Below are 25,946 nucleotides of genomic sequence, written 5' to 3' on the forward strand. Positions count from 1 at the left end.
ACTCTCTTAAAAAGATTATATGGGGGATTTTTCTCTAATATACACAAATTTTAAAGGTAACGGAACAGCTCGCTTGCTGCTTCTTTTTTCACCGTTTCCTGCACATCCAGCACTTCCACTCGAACATTCTTGCTTCCGAACTGGATTTCCAGAATATCTCCTGCTTTTACCTGCGCAGATGCCTTTGCCGGTTTGTCATTAATCAGAACACGTCCCGCATCACAGGCTTCATTTGCAACAGTTCTGCGCTTAATCAGACGGGAGACTTTTAAATATTTGTCTAATCTCATTTTTTATGCGTTTACCATATCTTTTAATGCTTTACCAGCTTTAAATTTTGGATTTTTAGAAGCTGCGATTGTCATAGTTTCACCAGTCTGAGGATTTCTTCCTTCTCTTGCTGCTCTTTCAGCTACTTCGAAAGTACCAAAACCAACTAACTGAACTTTTTCACCTTTCTTTAATTCAGCAGATACTACATCGATAAATGCTTTTAAAGCTGCTTCTGCATCTTTTTTTGATAACTGAGTTTCTGCTGCCATAGCTGCAACTAATTCTGTTCTGTTCATGAATATTTCCTCCTAAAATAAATAATCTTATTTACAATGTTGATTCTAACTGTGGCTGCAAAATACAACCTCAACATACTGTTATTTATACCTTGTTTCCTATAGTTTGTCAAGCGTATTCAAAAAGCCCCGGACATCTTTTTCTCTTATTTTTCCAATGTGTTGATACTTTCTACAAATTCAAGCCACTTTTCGTACTGAGAAATCAGCTTTTTAAGTTTTTCCAGATTTTTTTTCGGAATCCAGACTTTATTGTGCGTATAATAATAATTTGCAAGTTTCCAGAATTTTTCCGGATAAGCAAATCGGACGGCAAGATTTTCCCTCTCTTCTTTTATGAGCGGGCGAATCTCGCAATAGCTTTGAATCATCTCTTTTCCCAGTTCTTTGTCCCAACCGTGTTTCTCTAATATCTTTCTCATAAACTGATACAAATCTGCCATCTGCACATCATAATTCCAATTATCAAAGTTGACAACCGCAGTTTCTGAATCCCACATCAAAATGTTATGCTGATGAAACGCTCCATGGCAGACACAGCCTCTTTCCAGGCTTACGGTACGCAGTCTGTCATAAGAAGATTGACTGATACGCTTAAAAGCCTCTTCTGCACAGCAAAGATAACGGTCTGCATGTTCCAGATAACAGCGTTCAAATTCATTTTTCTGATGTTTTTGAAATATAAACTTTTTAATTTTTCTCAATTCCCGATTGTGGCGTTCATATTCACTCAAAAGAGATTCCCTCACATAATGCTCCCAGACCGGCATCTGCATTGTTTTATGTAAGCTGGCAAGTGCTTTTACACTGCGCATGATATCCTTGCGGGACTGTGTATCACATTCTTTTCCATCGTACCAGTTCTTTACCAGATATGGAATATTTTCTTTATCAACTGTAATATAGTTTTCTTCTTTATTTCGTTTTAGTGTATCTACATGAATTTCTTTTTGACCTGAAATTTTTTCAAGTAGTTTCGCCTGATATTCTAATTTTCTTATTGAACCGTAATACTCTCTGATTAAAACAAGCCCCTGCCCGGTCTGGCAAATTAAAGCACCACGACCTCTGCTTGCAGCCGATGCTTCTAAATCATACTTTTCTAAAATGCTAATCCCCCTGTCATGCACTCCTTTTTTCCTCCCCCTTATTTTCCATACATACGATAGGACTCTTTCTAAAAACCAAAAGAACTCACTCATACATTAATCTGTCTTTTTATTGTATGCAGTTTTTTTGAGGACTAGTATAAGAAAGAATACGAAAGAAACGGAAACCAAAAAACAGACAGAAAACATGGGCATCATGCTTCCTGTCCGATTTTATTTCTCGCCAGTTCAAGTAAATATTCTTTTGTATTATGAGACGGTTCTTCTAAAACATCTTCTAAAAGTATATTTAAGATTTCTCCTATCTGTTTTCCCTGCGTTACTCCAATTGCAATCAAATCTTTTCCATTCACTGCAAGATTACGAATAGAAAAACACTGTTTCTCTTCAATAATTTGTTCATAAATTACTTTTACTTTATGAATCCGTTCCAGTTTTTCCTCTCTTTGATAGGTACTCTGCGCCATTGTATCGGCATATTGTACCTGTAGAAGCAGAGGATACAATTCTTCTCCCAGTTTATTCATGGCTTTTCTTACTGCTTTTGGTGTCGGCTGGGTTCTCACATCATGCCATTTTACCAGTTTGGTCACTTTCTTTATCGTGTCATTATCCATTTTTAGCCGATGCAGCACTTCATTTGCGATTCTCTCGCTTTCTTCCCCATGTCCTTTAAAATGATCTCTTCCATTTTCATCGGTAGTTTTCATTTTCGGTTTCCCCATATCATGAAGCAGCATGGTATAACGCAAAACCTTATTTGCCGGAATGAGTTCCAAAGCCTTTAATGTGTGTTCTCCCACATTGGTAAAATGATGTGGTGTATTTTGTTCGGTCTGCATTATGGCATCAAATTCCGGAAGTACTACTTCTGTGATTCCAAGTTCATAAGCTGTTCTTAAAAGTTCCGGATGATTTGATAACAAAAGTTTTCGGATTTCTGTCTCGATTCGTTCTGCACTGATTTTCTCAAGATTACTTGCAAGTTTCGATGCTGCCTGTTTTGTTTTTTCTTCAATTGAAAAACCAAGCTGACCGGCAAAACGCACGGCACGCATAATCCGAAGGGCATCCTCTGTAAAACGTTCTTCCGGATTTCCCACACACCGAATAACTTTCTTATTCAGATCATCAATCCCTCCAAATAAATCAAGCAGTCCTTCTTTGTCATTGTACGCCATCGCATTAATGGTAAAATCTCTTCGACGTAAATCTTCTCTTACCTCTCCGGTAAAAGTTACTTCTTTTGGATGACGTCCATCCTCATACTCTCCATCAATACGGTAAGTTGTTACTTCAAATCCTTCTTTGCCAAACATAACAGTTACCGTTCCATGCTGGATTCCAGTATCAACGGTACGACGAAAAAGGTGCTTTACTTCCATCGGTTTTGCTGATGTTGTAATATCCCAGTCTGCCGGTGCTCTGCCAAGGAGACTGTCCCTGACACAGCCCCCTACCGCATAAGCATCATGCCCATGTTCCTGCAAGACGGAAATGATTTCTTGAACTTCTTTCGGAACATTTATTTTCATTTTTTCTGTTTCTCCTTTTAGCCGTTATCTCAAAACTCTCTCTTTCATAGAACATAGAAAATACAGTTTTTCTCACCAACTATAGAAGGGGGAAAATTTTTGCTGATTTTCTTTTAAACATCAAAGCTGATTTTTCTGCCTGTATGTGTATATTGATAATAACGGACTCCGGCTGCATCTAACATTCGTTTCGATGCTTTTACTGCCGGTGTATCACTGTATTTATCGCTGTCATAAACAATTGTCTTGATTCCCGCCTGAATGATTGCCTTTGCACATTCATTACAGGGAAACAGGGAAACATACAATTTTGCGCCCTCCAAAGAACCGCCTCTGTAATTTAAAATCGCATTGAGTTCACTGTGCGTTACATACAGATATTTGGTATTGTAAGGCTCGCCTTCTCTTTCCCATGGAAATTCATCATCAGAACATCCACTTGGAAATCCATTATATCCCATAGATAATATTTTATTATCTGAACTTACAATACATGCTCCCACCTGAGAATTCGGATCTTTGGAGCGCATTCCGGAAAGCTTTGCAACTCCCATAAAATACTCATCCCAGGATATATAATCTTTTCTCTTCCCCGTCATTACTTTCCTCTGCCTTTATTTATTCTCAGAATCTTCACTGTAACTATTTTCGTGTCTGAAACTTCGAAAGTATGTTTTTTTATTTCGTACCGAAAATGCGGTCTCCTGCGTCACCAAGTCCCGGTACAATATAACCATGTTCATTGAGACATTCATCTAATGCACCTACATAGATATCAACATCCGGATGTGCTTCGCTTAGTGCTTTTAATCCTTCCGGTGCAGCAAGCAGACAAAGGAAACGGATGTTGTTTACTCCTTTTTCTTTTAACATCGTAATCGCAGCAATCGCAGAACCACCGGTTGCAAGCATCGGGTCTGTTACAAATACTTCTCTTTCTTCACAGTCTGCCGGAAGTTTACAGTAATATTCCACCGGTTTTAAAGTCTCCGGATCACGGTACAGACCAATGTGTCCTACTTTTGCAGCCGGAACCATAGCAAGCATACCTTCTACCATTCCAAGACCGGCTCTTAAAATCGGAACAACCGCAAGTTTTTTTCCTGCCAGCTCTTTTACTACTGTTTTCTGAAGAGGTGTTTCAATTTCAATGTCCGTTAATTTTAAGTCTCTGGTTGCCTCATAAGCCATAAACATTGCAATTTCACTAACCAGTTCACGAAACTCTTTTGAACTTGTCTCTTTTCTTCTGATGATACCAATTTTGTGCTGAATTAACGGATGTTCCATAATTTTAATTTTCGCCATTTTCTTATCTCCTGTTTTCTTTGCAAAATTTTTAAGCCTGCTGTCTTAATTTTCCTGAATTCAATTTTTTTAATTTTTAATCTTCAATCTGGTTGATTCTTCTCTGATGTCTTTCTTCGCCTGAAAATTCTGTATTTAAAAAAGTATCTACGATTTTGATTGCAAGACCAGGTCCTACGACTCTGCCTCCAAGTGCAAGTACGTTAGAATCATTATGAAGTCTTGTTGCCTCAGCACAGAAGCAGTCTGTACAAACTGCCGCGCGGATTCCTTTCATCTTGTTTGCTGCAATTGAAATACCAATTCCCGTTCCACAGATTAAGATTCCTTTTTCACACTCTCCAGACTGAATTGCTTTTCCTACTAATTTTGCATAAACCGGATAATCCACAGATTTATTATCGTAACATCCAAAATCTTTATACTCGATTTTACGTGCTTTTAAGTAAGCAATAATCTCCTGTTTTAATTCAAATCCCCCATGGTCGCACCCTAATGCTATCATAAGTTTTCCTCCTGTTTTTTATACTTTTATTACATGATGTCCCGCTGCCTTTAACAGACGGTTCATGATTGCCTGACCCATATTCGGTGTATCAAACGATTCCGAAAAAATCAAATTAACATTTTCACTATCAAACTCTCTTAAAATTCTAAATAAATGCAGACCGATGCTTTCTTCATCCTGTCTGCTTCCGATGCTTTTTACAACAGATGCATGATAAAGCATTTTTGTCTCATCTGTTCCGATAACACCAACGCGAAGACCTTCGGCTTCTGCTTTACGGCATTTCTCATTAATTGCCGCTACAACTGCTTCTGTTTCTCCTTCAATAATGGTCAACTCCGCTCTCGGGGCATAATGACGATACTTCATTCCCGGTGCTTTCGGTCTCACAGAGGCATCGGTAATCAAAAGCCCTTTATCCATTCGCACTTCTCCGATTACCTCTGCAATCATCTTCTGATTGATATAGCCTGGTCTTAAAATAACCGGAATTTTCTCTGTAAAATCTACAATCGTTGATTCCAGACCAATTCCAACTTCACCGCCATCTAAAATCATATCTACTTTGCCATTCAAGTCCTCTATTACATGCTCTGCAAGTGTTGGACTTGGACGTCCTGAAGTATTTGCACTCGGAGCTGCCACATATTTTCCGCCATAGCATATTAGCGCTCTTGCCACCTTATGAGACGGCATACGCACTGCCACACTTTCAAGACCTCCTGTTGTCTCAATCGGAACAATGTCTTTTTTCTTAAAAATCATCGTAAGAGGTCCGGGCCAATATTTTTCTGCCAGTTTTTTTGCGCCGTCCGGAACATCCTCTGCAATCTTATCCAAGTCTTCCAATTGGGCAATATGAATAATCAGCGGATTATCCGATGGACGGCCTTTTGCCTGATATATTTTTTCTGAAGAACGAGCATTTAATCCATCTCCACCCAAACCATATACTGTCTCTGTCGGAAATGCCACAAGTCCACCGTTTTTCAAGATTTCTCCAGCTTCTTTTATTGCCGCTTCATCCGGATGTTCTTTATCTACTTTTACTATTTTTGTAATCACAATTACACTCTCTTTCTATCTTCACATACATCTTTATCATATCATAAAAACGGTTAATCTTCCAGATATTTTAAAATTCCTTTTTCAACTGCCTTCGCCACTCTTTCTTGATACTTATCCTGCACTAACAGCCCCGCTTCTTTTTTATTGCTTAAGAAACCACATTCCACAATATTTAAGATCCCCTCGCTTCTTTTTAAAAGATAATAAGTACGATTGGACTTCTCTACCCTTGGATGCTCAATCTTTAATTTTTCATTCAATGCTTCTTGAATACATATTGCAAGCTTCTTCCCCTCTGCTGAACTTTCATAATAAAACACCTGCGGTCCACAGACCTGTTCATCCGGATAACTGTTCTGATGAATGCTGACTGTTAAAAGAGGGTGATTTTCTTTAATTATCTCACATCTTTTCTGCATATCCTGCACTTTTTTGTTTGGACTGTTTTCTTCATACAGTCCTTCGTCTTTTTTCCTTGTCATAATCACGTCATATCCAGCTGCCTTTAACAAACGTTCCAGCTTTTTCGCAATTGCAAGATTAATCTCTTTTTCTTTTAATTCATTTTGTCCAATCACTCCCGGGTCTATTCCGCCATGCCCGCTGTCTACAACAATTACTCCCTTGCTTTCTTTAGGTGTTCCATTTGCCAGCTGTGCCCCTTCTTTTGAAAGAAAAAAGACAGAAACCAGAAGAAGCAATGCCATAACAGTCTGTGCGATATGCTTTTTCATAAATAAAAAATCCTTTAAAGTATACTCTGTTAAGTATATGCTTTAAAGGATTTTTATTTTCTCAATCGAAATGATTCAGAACTTCTAAAAAATTATTCTTCTTCATTTTCCATCATGTACTGGTCTTCCTGATTTAAGAGTTTTGAAATCTGAAGCGCAATCTTTTCATCTTCATCCAATGCCTCGCTGTTTTCTTCTTCTTCCTCTTCCTCCTCTTCAAGCGGAGTCAGCTCCAAGTCATCTAAATTTTCATCTAAATCATCGAGTGCATCCAAGTCTTCGTCTTCTTCATCTAACGGTTCGATTTCCTGTGTTTCTTCTGTTTCTGCATCTTCAGTCTCTGCTTCCGCTTCTGTTTCAAGCTCAGTTTCTGTTTCTACTTCTGCCTCTGCCTCTACTTCTGCCCCTTCTTTCTCTGTTTCCGGCAGAAGTTCACTTTCCACACCTTCCATTTCAGCAAAAGAAGTCGGCATTGCATCAATGATTTTATGTACTTCGCTATAGGAATCTGCGAAATGCTTCTGTGCACTGTTGATCAAATCTACAATCTGGCTCATCTCTTCCTGTAATGCCAGGTACTTTTTCTTTCCATCTAAGAGTTTGCCATCAATTTCTAACTCTGCATCGGCAATTTTCTGCTTTGCTTCCGCTTCTGCATCGGCAACCATCTTATCGCATTTTTCCTGTGTTTCTTCAATCATTTTGTCCGCTCTTAACTGTGCTTCCAACGCAACTCTTCCGATGGTTTCATAATTATCTACATATTTCTGGTATTTTTCCTGAATATCTCTTTCCAGACGTTCCTGATTGGCTTCTTTTAATTCCAGTCTTTTCTGCAGTTCAGCAATTCTTTGTTCTTTTTCTTCAATCTCTTTTTTGAAGGCAAGCTGCTGCTGAGCTGTTTCATCTTTCATCTTCTGTACTTTTTCCTGTACGTCATCCTTATCAAATCCACCCATTAATGTTGTTTTAAACATTTCTTCTGCCATATCACTGTCTTCCTTTCTATTTTTGCAAAATAATTTTCATTACATTTTACGGATTTTCTACTTAAGGTACTGCTCAATCAAATCCCATACGCTGTTACGCTCCAGTCCCAGTTTCCATTCCGCCACTCCTGCCAGCTCATATTTTTGAAATAACTTCAGCTTTTCTTCCAGAGACTGTTCATCTTCCAGCCACATCTGGTATTTTCCGCTTCCTGTTTCCAGTTCTGCATAGTTCTGTGAAGTTTTTTCATCCCAGGCAGAGGTCATTCCCATATTTTCTACTGACTGTCCAGCCTGACTCATTCCAAGAATTTCACTCGTCACACTGCCAGTAGTATCAGTATACCACATTCTGGTGTAAAATGGCATTCCATTAATTACTTTATTTGCAGGAACTTCTTTTAAAGTCTGCGTAATCCCTTTTTCCACAAACGGAAGAGATGCCACCGAACCGGCTTTTTCTGAGCCTTCCGTATGTTCATCATATCCCATAATAATCACATAATCTGCTACAATCCCCTGCTCTTTACGATTATAGTAAGTTGTAAATTCCGGCACCGGATCATCCACAGATAACACAAGACTGTTCTTCCTGCATCCGATGGAAAGTTCACGGATAAACTGAATAAAATGAGGGGCTTCCTCTTTTGTCATAGACTCAAAGTCCACATTAATTCCATCCATTCCAACCCGTTTTGCTTCTGAGAGAAGCATCTCTACCAGATGATTTCTTGAAGCGGTATTCGAAAGCGTTGCAAGTGTACTGACACTCGAATTAAAATTGTCTACCAGTCCCCAGACTTCCATTCCGGCTTCATGCGCAGTCTTTACATAATCTGCACTTGCAAGCGAAGAAATTGCTCCATCTGTTCCGGTCACAGAAAACCAGGTAGGGGAAAGCACATTAATTCCCTTTGTTCCGGAAAGTACTTCTGATAATGCCTTATTTGCATCTTCGGAAGTTACCTGATGCCAGGCTAAATTAATTTTATAATCTCTGGTCAGACTTGTATAAGTTTCATTAAATTCGCCCTGATACTCGGTTTTCTCTTCCTTTGCATCTGAAATACTGTCATTTTTGATATAACCGTCAAATCCATCTTCCGTTGCAACTCTTGACCATTCATCCAGTGTCTCCAGCAGCACCAATTTGTCCTTTTTCTTGACATCGGTTAGAATTTCACTTTTAATTCCACCGCGATAACGAACTACCGTATCCTCTGTTACTGTTACCGTTTTTTGTGTTCCAAATTTATAAGAAATAATCACTTTATCCGGATTCTCACTCTTTGTCACCATAATCTGCATATATTGTTCGATAAATTCCAATGCCAGATATACGGTATCCTCTTTTTCACAGATAATCGGATATTCTTCTGTCTTTTCTTTTCCTCCGGCAGTATAAGTATTACTGTCCGGTGAAATTGAAATCACTTCTGACGGTGTTGAATAAAGCATCTTTTGATTTGCTTCATCCCAGTAGAAACGTCCACCTAAAACATCGGATACTGTATCATAATCCAGATAAATATGTCCGTCTATCATTTTCGCTTTTCTATCACTGACTGTGTTTTGCAAAACCAGAGCGACATCGTCATCCGAAGTCAGCCCATAATAAGTGCGAACGTCCATCCTCTCATCCGACGGCGTCATTCTTTTGATAACTGCGGTTAGAGCACCCACACATCCAACCAGTACAATCAATAAAATCACAACAATGACAGGAACCATTTCTTTTCTTTTTTTTCCACTCATTTTGCGCTCCTTATCTTCAAATTCTTTTTCATTATAACATACTTTTCGCTTCCGTCATTATCTTTCTTCGACAATTTATGTTTTTTTAAGATTCAGAGAAACTCAAAAAGACTGCTACTTTCCGAATTTTTATTCATGAAAGCAGCAGCCTTTCTTTTATGCCTAAGCGGGGACCTATAGCATTTTATTTTTATGTTTCTTCTTTTTTTAATTTTATCAAATCAAATTCAAGCCGTTCCACTTTCCCCCTTTCATTCTGCACATAATCCCGCATATAAGTACCTTCTTCTTCAATCATGCAGGCATGCACGATTTCTTCCGGTGTACTTGGTTTTCCGTTCAGCCACAGCGGAATTCCTTCTGTTTGATAGGTTTCCAGTTCACGCCCAAGCGGGGATGGTTCTTTTTCTTTGCTCATACACTTTTTCTGCCTTTCTGTATTTATGTATTCACAGAATACATATTTGTGATATATGATAACAGCAGAAACAAAATAGCAGATATGTAACATTCTGATATTTGGCACAGGCGCAAATCTCCTTACAGACAAAAAAGCTTTGACGTTTTTTGATTTTTTTATATTCTTATATTTATGCTCTTATATTTTGTTCTTTCAAATTGGAAATTTCTACAGACATTCTGAATGAATGTTCCGATTTAACCAGATGGTTATATGATTAGAAAATTGTCTCAGATTATTTTGATTTGTTTCTATAAATGAATTTGTTTCTAGCATTAATTCATTTACTTTTATTCTATTTGGCTTTCGACTAAATAAAGGATTTGAAGTTTTTTTATCCTCCTTTCCATAAAACCTGCCCAGCCTTTTTATCTGTAGTATTACTATACCATGCTCCCTGCTTTCCCACAAGCATTTTTACTTAAAATTCGGAAGATTTATGAAAAAACAAGGAACTGCTTTACATTCTTCGTTTTGATAGTATATAATATAAATGAAAAAGTATATTCTTTTGATTGTAGAATAGTTTGAGACAGGATGTGATATTTATGAAAATAGAAAAAATTAATGAAAATCAGATTCGATGCACTTTAACAAAAGCGGATTTAGAAGACCGCCAGATTCGTTTAAGTGAGCTTGCCTATGGCACAGAGAAAGCCAAAAGTCTGTTTCGTGATATGATGCAGCAGGCAAACATTGAATTTGGATTTGAAGCGGACAATATTCCTCTTATGATTGAGGCAATTCCAATTTCAATGGACAGTATCGTCTTAATCATTACAAAAGTAGAAGACCCTGACGAGTTAGATACCCGTTTTTCAAAATTTACACCGTTTTCTTCTTCCGGAAATGATACGCTTTCCGCCCCTCCAGCTATTGAAGGAGCAGATGATATTTTAGACCTCTTCCAAAAAGTTTATGATGCAAGAAGCAAAGCTGCCGCAAAAAAGAAATCTTCCAAACCACAGCCTGCTTCTTCTGAAACCAATACAGCATCTGCATCCTCTGCTAAATCAGAAACTTCCGAAGAGGATACAGAAATCAAGCTTGATTTAATCCGCAACTTTACGTTCCATACACTTGATGATGTAATTCTGGCTTCCAAAGCATTGAATCATTTCTTTACCGGAAAAAATTCTTTATATAAAGATGACTTTGCTGAAGAATACAGTTTAGTACTCCATCAGTCCGGAAGCTCTCCATCTGATTTTAATAAAGTCTGCAACATGCTCTCCGAATATGGAAGTGGAAAACCATTCTCTTTAGCCGGAGAAGCACATCTGATTGAACATGCTGACTGTATTCTTTCCGGTCATGCGTTAGAACAACTTGCTGATTTATAAAACAGACTTAAAAATGCCATCAGGATAATTTTCCCGATGGCATTTTATTTACCAAATCTCACAATTATTCGGCTTAATTCTTATTTGTTTGCCAAAAAATCATTAATCTGCGCAGTTAAAACATCTGCGTCGATTCCATGAACCATAGCAGCTTCTTCTAAGCTTTCACCCTGAGCGGATGGGCATCCGATGCAGTGCATACCTGCTCTCATAAGAATCGGAACAATATTTTCATCTGTGCGGATTAATTCGCCAATTGTCATATCTTTAGAAATTGTCATTCTTCATTTCCTCCTTAATTTTCGTACGTCCCTATTATAAACGTTTTTCCCCCGATATTCAACTATTTTTATCTGAATTTATAAGATGATAATTTTTTTCACAAATTGTTTGTAAATAAAGACTTGTATTCTCAATCTAAATATATTAGAATATGCATATAAACTGAGCTATGAAGTTCAGAGAATATAAGGAGGATAATTATTATGGCATATGTAATTACAGATGAATGTTTAAGCTGTGGAACTTGTGAAGGAGAATGTCCAGTAAGCGCTATCTCTGAAGGAGATGGAAAATACGAAATCAACGCTGATGAATGTGTAGATTGCGGAACTTGCGCTGGTGTCTGTCCTGCAGAAGCTATCGTAGAAGGCTAATTTATTAAAAAGCTATTACAAAAATGAAGAGTGGTGCTTCATGCATCACTCTTTTTTTTTCGGAAAAAATGATGTTTTTCCTGTTTTTCTTTTTCTACTGCCACTGCAACCTCTTTTCTTGCTTTCTGACAGATTCTTATTTTTTCATCCAGCTTCCTACATTTTTCTTCTTCCTGATTCCGGTAATTTTGCTCTTTCATCCGCTCTTTTACAATCCGGTTCAAAATTTCCATAAACTCTTTAGGGACTCCGCTCTCCTGCCCATCTGGTTTGTTCGTCTGTCTGTTCTGTTCCTTTTTCTTTTTTTGTTCCCTCGCTCTTGCTGCTTTCTGCGCTTTTTTACGTTTTCCAGAATATGCAGAACGACTTACAGAATTTACGGCTGTCTCGAACTTTCTCTCTGCTTTTTCTAAGTTTTTTATTTCTGAAATTCTTTGTGAATTTTCTTTTTCTAATACTTCTCTTTCTAAATCATCTCCTTTCGAATTTGTTTCTTCCTTTTTTACGGTCTCATAAAACAGCGGAATTACTTTTTTTATCTCTTTCAATGAAAAACCTTTTTTCTTCAGTTCTTTAATACACAAAATAACCTGTATATCATATCGGGTGTAGTACCGGTGTCCCAGTTCATTTCTTCCTATCGGTAATAACAGTTCTTCTTCCCAGTAGCGAAGCACATGAGACTGCACTTCAAGAAGTTTTGATGCCTGAGAAACCAAATAGCCGGACTCACTCATATCCTGACCCCTTCCATTTTACTTTCTTTTTCTTATACACCCCTCTATTTTTACGCTTCTATTATATCCGCTCTATTTTAAAAAGGCAAGAAAATACGTTCGACAAAAAACTCTGCTTCTGCCTCCTGTCAAGATTCCCACTTGAATAAAATAATTCCACCAATTGCAACTGCCATTCCAATTACCTTTCTCCATTCAAAGGAAGCTTTTTCCATTCCAAAAATTCCAAGTAATTCAATTAAATAGGCTACTACAAGCTGTGAAATCACGATTAACATTGCTGCTTTTGCCGGTCCAAGCCCCGCCATACTTTGAATGACTGTAATCGTAATAAATGCACCAATCACGCCTCCTGCTAAAATATACTTCGGCTCTGCGGTCATTAATTTTCCAATCGGTTCTCTTCCGGTAAAAAACCATGCTCCCACACAGATAAGAAAAGCCGTAATCTGTACCCAGCCTGTTGCCAACCACAGACTCGTCTGTTTAGTTAAATTTGTATTAAACACACCCTGTATACTCATCAATGCTCCGGAAAGCAGCGCTGTTAAAATTCCCCACATAAAAAATCCCTCCACGTTGTTCTAAGTATGATTATTCTAATTATCATTTTTCTTTTTAGAATCTCCGCAGAAGGATTTTTTTATTCTTTATTTTATTCTATTTTTTACCCTATATTTATTTCTCTAACTTTTGTATCTTACAGACTCTTCTCTAATTTTTCTATCATCTCATCAATATCTTTTTCAGTAATGACAAGTGGAGGAACAAGACGCAGTACATCACTTCCTGCGGAAATCACAAGCAGTCCGTTTTCAAGTGCCTTAGAAGTAATTTCTGAAACCGGTCTTCCCGCTACAACCAGTCCCTGCATAAAACCTTTTCCTCGTCTTGCAGTGAAGCAGTCATATTTTTCAACCAGTTCATCCAGCTTTTTCTCCAGATATGGAGTAACTTCTTTGACATGTTCTACAATTTTATTTTTTTCAAACAAATCAAATACTGTGCTCACTGCTGCACAAGCCAGTGGATTTCCACCATAAGTTGTTCCATGGTCTCCAGCAACTAAAGAATGTTTTGCTGTCTTTTCATTTAAGACAAATGCTCCAACCGGAATACCGCATCCCAATGCTTTTGCTACGGTTACAACATCCGGCATCACACCATACTGCTGATAAGCAAACATGCTTCCGGTACGGCCCATGCCACACTGGATTTCATCTAAGATAAGCAAAATGTCTTTTTCATCACAAAGGGCACGGATTCCTTTTAAAAATTCCGCCTTGGCCGGATAGATTCCGCCTTCACCCTGTACAGTTTCTAAGATAATTGCACACGTTTTTTCTGTAATCTGTGCTTTTACGCTTTCAAGGTCATTATACTGTGCAAATTTAATTCCGCCAATTAATGGTTTAAACGGTTCCTGGTAATGTGCATTTCCTGTTACTGCAAGTGCGCCTAAACTTCTTCCGTGGAAAGAGTGCTGCATTGCAATAATTTCATGGTCATTTGAACCATCTTTTAACCATGCATATTTTCTTGCTACTTTAATTGCTCCTTCAATGGCTTCTGTCCCACTGTTTGTAAAGAATACTTTGCTCATCCCAGTTGCTTCTACTACTTTTTTTGCAGCCTCTGCAAGCGGTGCATGATAATACAGATTAGAAGTATGAATGACTTTATCTACCTGATCTTTTAATGCCTGATTATAGTCTTCATTTTTATATCCAAGAGCAAATACTGCAATTCCTGCTGCGAAATCCAGATATTCTTTTCCATCTACATCATATAGATGAACACCCTCTCCTTTTTCCATTACAACCGGAAAACGGTTATAAGTATGAAGCACATACTCTTCTGTTTGTTCCATATATTCACTACTTGTTTTCTTCATTGTAGTACTTTCCCTCGCCTTCTCTTAAGATTGCTGTTCCGATTCCTTTATTGGTAAAGATTTCAAGTAACAGACAGTGCTGGATTCTTCCGTCCAAAATATGTACACGATTTACACCGGACTCAATTGCATCAATACAGTTCTGCAATTTTGGAATCATTCCACCACCGACATTTCCATTTTCGATTAATGCTTTTGCTTCATTTACAAAAAGCTCTGAAATTAAACTGGATGTATCTTCCGGGTCTCTATAAACACCTTCGATATCCGTAAGAAATGCCAGTTTTTCTGCTTTCATTGCGCGTGCAATTGCGCAGGCTGCATCATCTGCATTAATATTATAAGTTGCAAAATCATCACCAAGACCAACCGGGCAGACAATCGGGAGAAAATCTTTTTCAAGTAATTCATTTAAGATTGCTGGATTGACCTCTTTTATATCTCCTACATATCCTATATCCTGTCCCTGAGAAAGTTTTTTATTTACCTTTAAGAGTCCACCATCTTTTCCACTGATTCCGATTGCTTTTACTCCTAAAGATTCCACTAAAGTGACCAGTTCTTTATTAACTTTCCCAAGCACCATCTCTGCAATTTCCATAGTTTCTTTATCTGTCACACGAAGTCCATTTACAAATTTTGCTTCTTTTCCGACTTTTCCTACCCAGCGGCTGATTTCCTTTCCACCACCATGTACAATAATCGGTTTAAATCCAACTAACTTTAACAGTACAACGTCTTTGATGACATTTCTTTTGAGTTCTTCATCGACCATTGCGCTTCCGCCGTATTTTACAACAATGACTTTTCTGTTAAAACGCTGTATGTAAGGAAGTGCCTCAATAAGTACTTCTGCTTTTTCAAGATATTTCTGATTTACCATGTTCTCCCGTTCCTCCATCTGTTTCTTTTTGTACTTTTATGAGCGGTAATCCGCATTAATTTTTACATAATCATAGGTTAAGTCACAGCCCCATGCAGTTGCTGTAGCTGTTCCCATTTTTACATCTGCAATTGCTGTTACTTCTTTTTCTGAAAGAATTTTGGTTGCCTCTTCTTCGCTATATCCGGTAGCCACACCGTTTTCAATAATTTTTAATTTTCCGGCTTTGCTTTCAAAATATAAATCTACTTTTTCAGGGTCAAATACTGCACCGGAATAGCCCATTGCACATAAGATTCGTCCCCAGTTTGCATCATGACCGAAAATTGCTGCCTTCGTCAGATTCGATGTAATAATGGATTTGCTTAACGTCACTGCCTGCTCTTTTGACTTGGCACCAATCACTTTTACTTCAAATAAGGCGGATGCGCCTTCTCCGTCCGCTGCAATATGTTTTGCCAACCAGGTATTGACATAATTTAATGCTTCCGCAAACTTTTTATAATCTTCTTCTTTTGTCTCGATTTTTTTATTTCCCGCAAGTCCATTTGCAAGTAATAATACCGTATCGTTTGTGGAAGTATCTCCATCTACGGATACCATGTTATAAGTATCTTTTACGCTCTCACTTAAGGCTGCCTGAAGCAGTTCTTTTGAAATTACAACATCCGTTGTGATAAATCCAAGCATGGTACACATATTTGGATGGATCATACCGGAACCTTTACACATTCCTCCAACGGTTACGTTCTTTCCGTCAATTTCAACTTCAACTGCAATTTCTTTCTTTACGGTATCGGTTGTCATAATTGCTTCTGCTGCAAGTGTTCCTGCACCGATACTTTCTGAAAGTAACGGAGCCATATTTTCGATTCCTTTTTTAATCTTTTCAATCGGAATCTGCTGTCCGATAACACCGGTAGAAGCCACTAAAACTGAATCTTCCGGAATGTTTAATGCCAAAGATGCTGCCTTCGCAGTTTCCTTACAATAGCCAAAGCCCTCTTCTCCTGTACAGGCATTTGCAATTCCACTGTTGCAGATGACAGCCTGCGCTTTTTCTGATTCATATACAATTTTCTGATCCCATTTCACCGGTGCCGCTTTTACAATATTGGTTGTAAAAGTTCCTGCGGCTTCACAAGGTACTTTGCTGTAAAGCATTGCCATATCTTTTGTATTTCCTTTTTTGATTCCTGCGGAAAGTCCTGCCGCCAAAAATCCCTGTGCTGCGGTTACACCGCCTTCTATTACTTTCATGAGTGTTCCTCCTGACGTGTACTTCTTTTAATTTTATTTTTTTAATTATAATATCCCCTGATTGCTCTATTACAATGCTATTTCTGTAATTTACGGGAACATCGGAACTAATTTTAAGCCCTCATTTTCTTCAAATCCAAATAAAAGGTTCATATTCTGAACTGCCTGTCCTGCTGCACCTTTTACAAGATTATCGATTGCACCCATCATAATGATACGGTTTGTTCTCTTGTCAATCTTAAAATTGACATCTACAAAGTTGCTTCCCTCTACCCATTTTGTCTGCGGGCATACATCTTTGTCTAAGACACGTACGAAATATTCATCTTTATAATATTTGTCATAAACTGCTTTTACCTCTTCATAACTAACATCTTTTGTCAGGGTTGCATAAGCAGTTGCTAAGATTCCACGGTTCATCGGAACCAAGTGTGGAGTAAAGTTGATGCAGAACTGTTTTCCTGCCGCATAACCAAGCTGTTCTTCAATTTCCGGTGTATGACGATGTGTTGCAACACCATAAGCCTTCATATTTTCATTTACTTCGCAGAACAGGTTATCAATCTTTGCGCCTCTTCCTGCACCGGATGTACCGGATTTTGCATCAATAATTAAAGTAGACGGGTCAATCAATCCTTCTTTTACTAACGGATAACAAGTTAAAATACTGCAGGTTGTATAGCATCCCGGATTTGCTACAATTCTTGCTTTTTTCACCTGTTCTCTGTTGATTTCGCAAAGTCCATAAACTGCTTCATCAATATACTGTGGAGCTTTGTGTTCAATTTTATACCATTCTTCATATACTTTTACATCTTTTAAACGGAAGTCTGCACTTAAATCAATAACTTTTACTTTTGAAAGGATTTCTTCATTGATTAAAGAAGCACACAGTCCCTGAGGAGTTGCAGTAAAGATAACATCTACCTGGTCTGCTAACGCATCCATGTTATCATCCATGCATTTGTCATCCACTAACTGAAACATATTCTGATATACTTCATAGTATTTCTTATCAATATAGCTTCTTGAACCATACCATTTAATCTCAACATCTTTATGATTTAAAAGTAATCTTACCAATTCTCCTCCGGCGTAACCGGTTGCACCTATTATTCCTGCTTTTATCATATCTTCCCAACCTCTCTTTTAACGATTTTTTTTAAGGAACACACTCCCTGATTATATCTTTATCTTTACCATAATACCGCAGTTCTTCATTTGAGTAAAGTCCAAGAATCCTGTTTTTATGCGATATTTTTATTTTTTATGCATAAGATTCGCTCCGATTGCATAATAATACATCTTTTATGCATAATATTCAACCCCTATTTTTGATTTTTTTCATTTTCTGCAATTTCATTTGGTTTACATTTAAAATAGGTATTGATTCGACCTTTTATTTGCTTGTTTTTTTATTTTTTTTACACTTTTTTCAATTTTCTATTGCATAATTATAAGAGTTGTTGTATAGTAAACCGTGTTGAAAAACATAATTGAAATTTTTAAAATTTATTTTTATAAATCTTAGGAGGAAACTTATCATGAAAGAAAAAGTTATTTTAGCATACTCTGGCGGTCTTGATACAACTGCTTTAATCCCGTGGTTAAAAGAAAACTTCGATTATGAAGTAATCTGCTGTTGTGTAAACTGTGGACAGGGAAATGAATTAGACGGTCTGGAAGAACGTGCAAAACTCTCCGGTGCTTCTAAATTATATATTGAAGATATTGTTGATGAATTCTGTGATGATTATATCATGCCTTGTGTTGAAGCAGGTGCTGTATATGAACACAAATATCTGCTCGGAACTTCCATGGCTCGTCCGGTTATCGCAAAGAAACTGGTTGAAATTGCAAGAAAAGAAGGCGCTTCTGCTATCTGCCACGGTGCTACCGGTAAAGGAAATGACCAGATTCGTTTTGAACTCGGTATCAAAGCACTTGCTCCTGATTTAAGAATCATTGCTCCATGGCGTATGACTGATGTATGGACTATGCAGTCCCGTGAAGATGAGTTAGAATTCTGTAAAGCACATGGAATTGACCTTCCATTCGATGCAAACCACAGCTACAGCCGTGACCGTAACTTATGGCACATCAGCCATGAAGGTCTTGAACTGGAAGACCCATCTCAGGAACCAAACTATGACGATATGCTCGTTCTTAGTGTCACACCGGAAAAAGCTCCAGATAAACCAGAATATGTTACTATGACATTTGAAAAAGGTGTTCCGGTTTCTTTAAATGGAAAATCCATGAAAGTATCTGAAATCATCACTGAATTAAATACACTTGGCGGAAAACACGGTATCGGTATCATTGATATTGTAGAAAACCGTGTTGTTGGTATGAAATCCCGTGGTGTATATGAAACTCCTGGCGGAACAATCTTAATGGCTGCTCATGACCAGTTAGAGGAACTGATTCTTGACCGTGAAACAATGGAAACAAAGAAGAAACTCGGAAGCCAGTTCGCACAGGTTGTATACGAAGGAAAATGGTTCACTCCGCTGCGTGAAGCAATTCAGGCATTCGTTACTTCCACTCAGGAATATGTAACAGGTGAAGTTAAATTCAAACTGTACAAGGGTAACATCATCAAAGCCGGTACCACTTCTCCATACAGCTTATACAACGAATCCCTTGCTTCTTTCACAACAGGTGACCTGTATGACCACCACGATGCAGATGGATTTATCACTCTGTTTGGTCTTCCGTTAAAAGTTCGTGCTATGAAAATGGCCGAATTAAAAAATGAAAAACAGAACTAAGTTTTAATAGATTGCAAAACCATCAAATTTTAAAGCTATCAAAAAGCGCTCCGGCGAGTGATTTACTTTCTCGCTGAAGCGCTTTTCTTTTATCTATATCTTCATTTCTTATCTTATGTCTTGTTTCTTACATCTGGTCTACATATCTTTGAATATTCGATGCATTGACATATTTATGCATCTTGTCCCCATCAAACACAACCAGCGTCGGTGCCTGCATAATTCCAAATTTTCGCACCATTTCCGGATTCTGGTCTGCATCGATGACCTGATACTCTTCTCCCTCAAGCATTTTTTTTGCAATTTTACAGTTCGGACAGGTTGCCGTTGTAAATAAGTATTTTTCTTCTTTTGCAGTTTCCACAACTGTTTCTTGTTCTGTTTTCACCGGCTGTTCTTGTTCAAGCTTTTGTTCTGCCGGTTTTGCTTTCAAATTAAAATGTAAGATATCATATACGGTACGATTCTTATATTCCTGGCTCTTTCCATCATTCCAGTTCTGAACCGGACGATAATAACCGGTAATTCGGCTGTAAACCTCCGCTTTTTTTCCACATTTTGGACAAATAAAATGTTCTCCCGCAATATAGCCATGCGTCTTGCATACTGAATAAGTTGGAGACAGCGTATAATACGGCAGTTTATAATTCTCTGCAATTTTGCGAACCAGAGAAGCGGCTGCTTTCCAGTCTGGAAGTTTTTCTCCAAGAAATGCATGGAATACCGTTCCGGAAGTATAAAGGGTCTGAAGTTCATCCTGTACGTCGAGTGCGTCAAAAATATCGGAGGTATATTCCACTGGCAGATGAGAGCTGTTGGTATAATATGGTGTATCTCCCTCTTTTCCGGCAGTACGGATATCCGACCAGCGTTCTCTGTCATGTTTTGCCAAACGATAAGCAGTTGACTCTGCCGGTGTTGCTTCGAGATTATATAAGTCACCATATTCTTCCTGATACATCACCAGACGCTCTCTCATATGATTTAAAACTCTCTTGGTAAATTCCTGTGTACGCACATCGGTCATATCACATTTGAGCCATCTTGCATTTAATCCGGCTTCATTCATACCTACTAATCCAATGGTGGAAAAATGATTGTCAAAACTTCCCAGATAACGTTTGGTATATGGATACAGACCTTCCTCGAGCAGTTTGGAAATTACATCTCTCTTGATCTTCAATGAACGTGCTGAGATATCCATCATACGATCCAGCCGCAGCATAAAATCATTTTCATCTTCTGCCTGGTATGCAATACGCGGCATATTGATTGTTACAACACCGACAGAACCTGTACTCTCTCCTGAACCAAAGAATCCGCCTGTTTTCTTTCTTAATTCACGTAAATCAAGGCGCAGGCGGCAGCACATACTTCTTACATCACTTGGCTGCATATCACTGTTAATATAATTTGAAAAATACGGTGTTCCATATTTGGAAGTCATTTCAAATAGCAGACGGTTATTTTCGGTATCAGACCAGTCAAAATCTTTGGTAATAGAATAAGTCGGAATTGGATACTGGAATCCTCGTCCATTGGCATCCCCCTCAATCATGGTCTCAATAAATGCTTTATTAACCATATCCATTTCTTTTTTACAGTCTTTATATTTAAACGGCATTTCTTTGCCGCCGACAATTGCAGGAAGCTCTGCCAAATCATCAGGAACCGTCCAGTCTAATGTGATATTGGAAAATGGTGCCTGCGTTCCCCAACGGCTTGGTGTATTCACTCCATAAATAAAGGCTTCAATGCATTTTTTTACTTCTTTATAGCTTAATCCATCTACTTTTACAAACGGTGCAAGGTAAGTATCAAAGGATGAAAATGCCTGCGCACCAGCCCATTCATTTTGCATAATTCCAAGGAAATTCACCATCTGATTACAAAGCACGCTTAAATGTTTTGCCGGCGCAGAAGTAATCTTTCCTTCAATTCCGCCAAGCCCTTCCTGAATCAGCTGTTTTAAAGACCAGCCGGCACAGTATCCGGTCAGCATAGACAAATCATGAATATGGATATCGGCATTTCTGTGTGCTTCTGAAATTTCATTGTCATAAATTTCAGAGAGCCAGTAATTTGCGGTAACTGCACCGGAGTTGCTTAAAATTAATCCACCAACAGAATATGTCACGGTAGAGTTTTCTTTCACTCTCCAGTCCTCTACTTTTACATAGCTGTTGACAATCTCTTTATAATCCAGAATCGTGGATTTCATGTTACGGATTTTTTCTCTCTGTTTACGGTATAAAATATATGCCTTTGCAACATCTGCATATCCTGCCTGAATCAGTACATTCTCCACACTGTCCTGAATATCTTCTACAGAAATTTTTCCTTTTTTGATTTTTTTCTGAAAATCAGATGTCACATGAAGTGCCAGCATGTCTAGCATATCGTCACTGAATTGTTTATTGGTTGCATCGTATGCTTTTTTGATGGCCTTTGTTATTTTGTCTATTCGGAAATTGTCAATTTCTCCATCCCGCTTTACTACCTGAAACATACTTTTCATTCCTCCTCGTTTGCGCCTTGTTTTGAAACGCTGTAGATTCATTTTAGCAAATGCCCCTGGAGAAGTCAACCGTAAAAAATACCATATATGGGTTGATTTTTTTTACATTCCACCATATATGGTATTTTAATCTTCATAAAACTCTTTTATTCTCCAAGTCTTCCATAGATATCTTTTGGAACTCTTGCTTTGATTTCGATTCCATTTTCTGTATATTTTTCTTCAATTAACTGACCGTATTTTCGTACCAGCTGTAACATTCCGGCATCTTTATAATCTAACACACGTTCGATATAAATCTGATTTCCAATCAAAATTTTTTCCAGTGTATTTTTTAATTCATCCAGACCCAAACCGGTACGCGCAGAGATTTTTAAAACATAATCTGCCTTAAAATCCCGAAGAATCTCATTACCTGCCAAACTATCCTGCTTGTTAAATAACGTGACAATTGTCTTATCCTTTACACCCAGTTCCCGCAAAGTTTCATAGACGATGAACATCTGCTCTTCTACCTGAGGATTTGATGCATCTACTACGTGCAAAATCACATCCGCATACTTTGCTTCTTCCAGTGTACTTTTAAATGCTTCAATCAAATGATGTGGAAGTTTCCGGATAAATCCAACCGTATCGGTCAGATAAATCCTCTGTCCACCATCTAACTCTAACAGGCGAGTGGTCGGGTCTAACGTTGCAAACAATTTATCTTCAGATAACACGCCTGCATCCGTCAAGGTATTTAAGAGCGTCGATTTTCCCGCATTGGTATATCCTACAATTGCAGCAGTCATCACGCGGTCTTTTTTTCGTCCTTCTCTTAAGAGTTCTCTATGCTTTTTCACATGTTCCAGCTCTTTTTTCAACTGGGAAATCCGCTCTTTAATCAGACGACGGTCCATTTCCAGTTTTTTCTCTCCTGGTCCTCTTGTTCCAATTCCGCCTCCAAGTCTTGAAAGGGAACTTCCAAGTCCGACCAGACGCACCGCACGGTAACGGAGCTGGGCAAGTTCGACCTGAATCTTTCCTTCTTTCGTGACTGCACGGCTTGCAAAAATATCCAGAATCAACAGGGTACGGTCCATAATCTTAGATTCCAGTTCCTGCTGTAAATGATTCATCTGAACCGGACTCAGTTCATCATCACAGATAATTCCAGTTGCATCAAGTGCATTTAACAGAGTACGGATTTCATCGATTTTTCCTTTTCCGACATAAGTCCCAGGATGAATCCGTTCCCTCTTTTGAATGACTGTTCCTACAACTTCTGCTCCTGCAGTTTTTGCAAGTTCTGCCAGCTCCTGAAGCGATTCTTCCGTATCATCTCCGTCATTTTCCTGTACACCGACTAAGATGACACGCTCGGTTTTATCACTTAAATCAAATAATTCCATCTAATCTCCTATTTATCTGGTTTCCAGAAAATAACTTTCTTTTACCGCTTTTTCATCGGACGGATATAATTTTAAATACTCTGCAATTTTTTCTTTTGCAGTTGCAAAATCAGAAGTCTTTTCATAGACTACAATTTCATTAAACAGTAGTCCCTGTTTTTCTTCTTCATCTCCTGCATCCAGCCCTTTTTGGATATTTTTAAGAGCAGAAGCATAATCTTCTTCTAAAATATTACAGTATGCCAATCCATTATAAGCCTTTGCCTGATAGCCTTTTTCGTTCAGACATTCCTGATACATGGATTTTGCATTATCAATATCACCCAGCTCTGCATAAACCTTTCCAAGATAAATTGCAGCATCTTTATATCCATCTTCATAAGAACTCGAAAGTTCTTCTTTTGCCTTGTCATATTCTTCCAGATAATAATAAATTCTGCCTTTATTGTAAGCGTCTTCTTTGCCTGTTCCGTCAATTTCAAGTGCCTGTTCCAGATAAGATGCGCCATCTGCTTTCAAGTCATAATCTGCATAAACTTTGTAAACCTGCAGATAATCATCATAATCTTCTGATTTTTCTATCACTTTTGAAAAATCTTCTTTTGCATCATCATACTGGTCAAGATGCAGTTCTGCACTTCCTTTTAAGAAATGAGCTTCCTTGCTTTCTTTTAAATCCATCAGTGCCTCTGCATGTTTTAAACTACTCTCATAGTCTGCCAGCTTATATTCTACCGAGGAAAGATAGGATAAAATATCTGTCTTTACCTCTGTCTTTGATTTTTCTGCTTTTTTTAATGCAGAGGAAAACGCTTTCTCGGCCTCTTCATAATTTCCGAGTCGAAGATAGGCAATTCCTTCTCCTCTTAACGCTTCTGCGGTGTGCTCTTTTTCTGCCACTGCCAGTTCAAAGTTTTCAATTGCACTTTCATATTCTTTATTTTCCAAATCCAGTGCACCCTGCTCATAATTACTGTTCTGATTACCTGCACAGCCAGTCAGCAGACAAAGAAGGCATCCGCCAACTATCAAACTTCTTCTATATTTTCTGTTCACTCACTGTTCCTCATTTCTACTGAACCAGATTCTGGGCTCTCATCACTGCAATCACTTCATCGACATACTGATTACAGATTTCATCTGTAGATGCCTCAACCATAACACGTACAACCGGTTCTGTTCCGCTTTCTCTTACAAGGATTCTTCCATCCTCTCCGAGTGCTTCTTCTACTTTTTTAATTACCTTTACCACTTCCGGATTTTCTCTGGCTTCTTTTTTATCATACACACGCACATTTTTCAAAACCTGCGGATAAATCTTTACTTCGGATGCCAGTGTACTTAACGGCAGTTTCTTTTCGATAATAACTTCCATAATCTTCAGAGAAGTTAAGATTCCATCACCCGTAGTCGCATGTTTGGAAAAAATGATGTGTCCGGACTGTTCTCCACCGATGGAATGTCCATTCTGCATCATATTTTCACAGACATATTTGTCTCCAACTGCTGTCTTTTCGTAAGAAATTCCTTCTCTGTCACAGGCTTTATACAGCCCCAGATTGGACATAATTGTGGTAACAATCGTATTGTTGTTTAATTTGCCCTGCTCTTTCATATATTTCCCACAGACATAAAGAATTAAATCTCCATTAATTTCTTCGCCCTTATCATCTACTGCGATACAGCGGTCTGCATCTCCGTCATAAGCAAATCCGACATCTAACTGATTGTCTTTTACAAACTGCTTTAAGACTTCAATATGGGTAGAACCACAGTTCATATTAATGTTTGTTCCATCCGGCTCATTATTAATGACATAAGTTTTCGCACCTAATGCGTCAAATACACTTTTTGCAATTGCAGAAGCGCTTCCGTTTGAGCAGTCCAGACCCACTCTTTTGTTTTTAAATGCACGGGTCGGAATGGAAATCAGATATCCAATATAACGATTTCTTCCTGCTGAAAAATCTACAGTACGTCCAATGTCCTCTCTTTTTGCAAATGGAAGTTCCGGTATTTTTCCATCAATGTATTCTTCGATTTTTGCTTCTACAGAAGCCTCTAGTTTCTGTCCGTTTCCATTGATAACCTTAATACCATTGTCATAAAATGGATTGTGGCTTGCAGAAATCATAATTCCGCAGTCAAATCCTTCTGTACGAACAACGTAGGAAACACTTGGAGTTGTCGTTACGTGCAGTAAGTATACATCCGCACCAGACGCAGTCAGACCTGCTACCAGTGAATATTCAAACATATAACTGCTTCTTCTTGTATCTTTTCCGATTACAATCTGCGCTTTATGCGCCTGTCCATAGTACCATCCTAAAAAGCGTCCTACTTTATAAGCATGTTCTACTGTAAGATTTACATTTGCTTCTCCACGAAAACCATCTGTTCCAAAATATTTTCCCATCGCTATTTACTCCTATCTTTTAAGATTAAAATAACA

At 38.2% G+C, this 25,946-nt stretch carries 26 protein-coding genes; 3 read left to right on the forward strand and 23 right to left on the reverse strand.

Annotated elements, in window-relative coordinates:
- Nucleotides 1-50: 50 nt before the first annotated feature.
- From ACYQ2D_RS05220 to ACYQ2D_RS05275, 12 genes are all read right to left on the reverse strand, one after another.
- Nucleotides 51-290, reverse strand: a complete 240-nt coding sequence (locus tag ACYQ2D_RS05220) for an RNA-binding S4 domain-containing protein (RefSeq protein WP_018593722.1) — start codon at nt 288-290, stop codon at nt 51-53.
- A gap of 3 nt (nt 291-293) precedes the next feature.
- Nucleotides 294-569, reverse strand: coding sequence for an HU family DNA-binding protein (locus ACYQ2D_RS05225; protein WP_022302954.1), 276 nt, complete (start codon nt 567-569; stop codon nt 294-296).
- Nucleotides 570-715: 146 nt separating this feature from the next.
- On the reverse strand, nt 716-1,699 hold the full coding sequence (locus ACYQ2D_RS05230) for a CotS family spore coat protein (protein ID WP_117455451.1): 984 nt from the start codon (nt 1,697-1,699) through the stop codon (nt 716-718).
- 173 nt (nt 1,700-1,872) lie between these two features.
- Complete coding sequence (locus ACYQ2D_RS05235) at nt 1,873-3,213, reverse strand: CCA tRNA nucleotidyltransferase (protein WP_459784819.1); 1,341 nt, start codon at nt 3,211-3,213, stop codon at nt 1,873-1,875.
- Nucleotides 3,214-3,326: 113 nt separating this feature from the next.
- Nucleotides 3,327-3,812, reverse strand: a complete 486-nt coding sequence (locus tag ACYQ2D_RS05240) for a deoxycytidylate deaminase (protein ID WP_022302951.1) — start codon at nt 3,810-3,812, stop codon at nt 3,327-3,329.
- A gap of 79 nt (nt 3,813-3,891) precedes the next feature.
- A complete protein-coding gene (upp, locus tag ACYQ2D_RS05245; protein WP_022302950.1) occupies nt 3,892-4,521 on the reverse strand; it encodes a uracil phosphoribosyltransferase in 630 nt (209 codons plus the stop codon).
- Nucleotides 4,522-4,597: 76 nt separating this feature from the next.
- Nucleotides 4,598-5,026: a ribose 5-phosphate isomerase B gene (gene rpiB, locus ACYQ2D_RS05250; protein WP_022302949.1), complete on the reverse strand. Its 429-nt coding sequence runs from the start codon at nt 5,024-5,026 to the stop codon at nt 4,598-4,600.
- Nucleotides 5,027-5,044: 18 nt separating this feature from the next.
- Nucleotides 5,045-6,094: an L-threonylcarbamoyladenylate synthase gene (locus ACYQ2D_RS05255; RefSeq protein WP_117455449.1), complete on the reverse strand. Its 1,050-nt coding sequence runs from the start codon at nt 6,092-6,094 to the stop codon at nt 5,045-5,047.
- A gap of 53 nt (nt 6,095-6,147) precedes the next feature.
- A complete protein-coding gene (locus ACYQ2D_RS05260) occupies nt 6,148-6,831 on the reverse strand; it encodes an N-acetylmuramoyl-L-alanine amidase (protein ID WP_022302947.1) in 684 nt (227 codons plus the stop codon).
- A gap of 92 nt (nt 6,832-6,923) precedes the next feature.
- The gene (locus ACYQ2D_RS05265; RefSeq protein ID WP_459784822.1) at nt 6,924-7,820 is read right to left on the reverse strand and encodes a hypothetical protein; all 897 of its coding nucleotides are present in this window, start codon (nt 7,818-7,820) and stop codon (nt 6,924-6,926) included.
- Nucleotides 7,821-7,877: 57 nt separating this feature from the next.
- Nucleotides 7,878-9,575, reverse strand: coding sequence for a glycosyl hydrolase family 18 protein (locus ACYQ2D_RS05270; RefSeq protein ID WP_459784823.1), 1,698 nt, complete (start codon nt 9,573-9,575; stop codon nt 7,878-7,880).
- Between the two features lie 190 nt (nt 9,576-9,765).
- On the reverse strand, nt 9,766-10,101 hold the full coding sequence (locus ACYQ2D_RS05275; protein ID WP_243182644.1) for a hypothetical protein: 336 nt from the start codon (nt 10,099-10,101) through the stop codon (nt 9,766-9,768).
- 482 nt (nt 10,102-10,583) lie between these two features.
- On the opposite strand from ACYQ2D_RS05275, the gene ACYQ2D_RS05280 reads away from it, so the two are divergent.
- Nucleotides 10,584-11,378 (forward strand): adaptor protein MecA, encoded by a 795-nt coding sequence (locus ACYQ2D_RS05280; RefSeq protein WP_187558177.1) that lies wholly within the window; start codon nt 10,584-10,586, stop codon nt 11,376-11,378.
- Nucleotides 11,379-11,458: 80 nt separating this feature from the next.
- On the opposite strand, the gene ACYQ2D_RS05285 is transcribed toward ACYQ2D_RS05280, so the two are convergent.
- Nucleotides 11,459-11,659, reverse strand: coding sequence for a DUF1858 domain-containing protein (locus ACYQ2D_RS05285; protein ID WP_022302942.1), 201 nt, complete (start codon nt 11,657-11,659; stop codon nt 11,459-11,461).
- 204 nt (nt 11,660-11,863) lie between these two features.
- Here ACYQ2D_RS05285 and ACYQ2D_RS05290 point away from each other — a divergent pair, with 204 nt between their 5' ends.
- Nucleotides 11,864-12,034: a DUF362 domain-containing protein gene (locus ACYQ2D_RS05290; protein ID WP_022302941.1), complete on the forward strand. Its 171-nt coding sequence runs from the start codon at nt 11,864-11,866 to the stop codon at nt 12,032-12,034.
- Nucleotides 12,035-12,072: 38 nt separating this feature from the next.
- Here ACYQ2D_RS05290 and ACYQ2D_RS05295 read toward each other — a convergent pair whose 3' ends face one another.
- The 6 genes from ACYQ2D_RS05295 to argC all read right to left on the reverse strand — a co-directional run bounded on the left by ACYQ2D_RS05295 (nt 12,073) and on the right by argC (nt 17,939).
- Nucleotides 12,073-12,771, reverse strand: coding sequence for a helix-turn-helix domain-containing protein (locus tag ACYQ2D_RS05295; protein ID WP_459784824.1), 699 nt, complete (start codon nt 12,769-12,771; stop codon nt 12,073-12,075).
- 128 nt (nt 12,772-12,899) lie between these two features.
- Nucleotides 12,900-13,334, reverse strand: a complete 435-nt coding sequence (locus ACYQ2D_RS05300; protein ID WP_022302939.1) for a DMT family transporter — start codon at nt 13,332-13,334, stop codon at nt 12,900-12,902.
- A gap of 137 nt (nt 13,335-13,471) precedes the next feature.
- On the reverse strand, nt 13,472-14,665 hold the full coding sequence (locus ACYQ2D_RS05305; RefSeq protein WP_022302938.1) for an aspartate aminotransferase family protein: 1,194 nt from the start codon (nt 14,663-14,665) through the stop codon (nt 13,472-13,474).
- Nucleotides 14,649-15,548 (reverse strand): acetylglutamate kinase, encoded by a 900-nt coding sequence (argB, locus tag ACYQ2D_RS05310; RefSeq protein ID WP_187558333.1) that lies wholly within the window; start codon nt 15,546-15,548, stop codon nt 14,649-14,651. The genes ACYQ2D_RS05305 and argB overlap by 17 nt, the downstream gene beginning before the upstream one ends.
- A 36-nt stretch (nt 15,549-15,584) precedes the next feature.
- Nucleotides 15,585-16,808 carry a bifunctional glutamate N-acetyltransferase/amino-acid acetyltransferase ArgJ gene (gene argJ, locus ACYQ2D_RS05315; protein ID WP_117455434.1) on the reverse strand — a complete coding sequence of 408 codons (1,224 nt, stop codon included), beginning with the start codon at nt 16,806-16,808 and terminating at the stop codon, nt 15,585-15,587.
- Nucleotides 16,809-16,898: 90 nt separating this feature from the next.
- Nucleotides 16,899-17,939 carry an N-acetyl-gamma-glutamyl-phosphate reductase gene (gene argC / locus ACYQ2D_RS05320; RefSeq protein ID WP_117455432.1) on the reverse strand — a complete coding sequence of 347 codons (1,041 nt, stop codon included), beginning with the start codon at nt 17,937-17,939 and terminating at the stop codon, nt 16,899-16,901.
- A 413-nt stretch (nt 17,940-18,352) separates the two neighbouring features.
- Between argC and ACYQ2D_RS05325 the strand changes: the two genes are divergently transcribed.
- A complete protein-coding gene (locus tag ACYQ2D_RS05325; protein WP_022302934.1) occupies nt 18,353-19,582 on the forward strand; it encodes an argininosuccinate synthase in 1,230 nt (409 codons plus the stop codon).
- A gap of 127 nt (nt 19,583-19,709) precedes the next feature.
- On the opposite strand, the gene ACYQ2D_RS05330 is transcribed toward ACYQ2D_RS05325, so the two are convergent.
- The 4 genes from ACYQ2D_RS05330 to glmM form a co-directional block, all read right to left on the reverse strand.
- The gene (locus tag ACYQ2D_RS05330; protein ID WP_459784827.1) at nt 19,710-22,091 is read right to left on the reverse strand and encodes a ribonucleoside triphosphate reductase; all 2,382 of its coding nucleotides are present in this window, start codon (nt 22,089-22,091) and stop codon (nt 19,710-19,712) included.
- Nucleotides 22,092-22,246: 155 nt separating this feature from the next.
- A complete protein-coding gene (gene hflX, locus ACYQ2D_RS05335; protein WP_459784828.1) occupies nt 22,247-23,494 on the reverse strand; it encodes a GTPase HflX in 1,248 nt (415 codons plus the stop codon).
- Between the two features lie 12 nt (nt 23,495-23,506).
- Complete coding sequence (locus tag ACYQ2D_RS05340) at nt 23,507-24,550, reverse strand: tetratricopeptide repeat protein (RefSeq protein ID WP_117455425.1); 1,044 nt, start codon at nt 24,548-24,550, stop codon at nt 23,507-23,509.
- A 16-nt stretch (nt 24,551-24,566) separates the two neighbouring features.
- Nucleotides 24,567-25,910, reverse strand: a complete 1,344-nt coding sequence (gene glmM, locus ACYQ2D_RS05345; RefSeq protein ID WP_022302930.1) for a phosphoglucosamine mutase — start codon at nt 25,908-25,910, stop codon at nt 24,567-24,569.
- Nucleotides 25,911-25,946 lie beyond the last annotated feature (36 nt).

Source organism: Blautia stercoris (genome assembly GCF_054657695.1).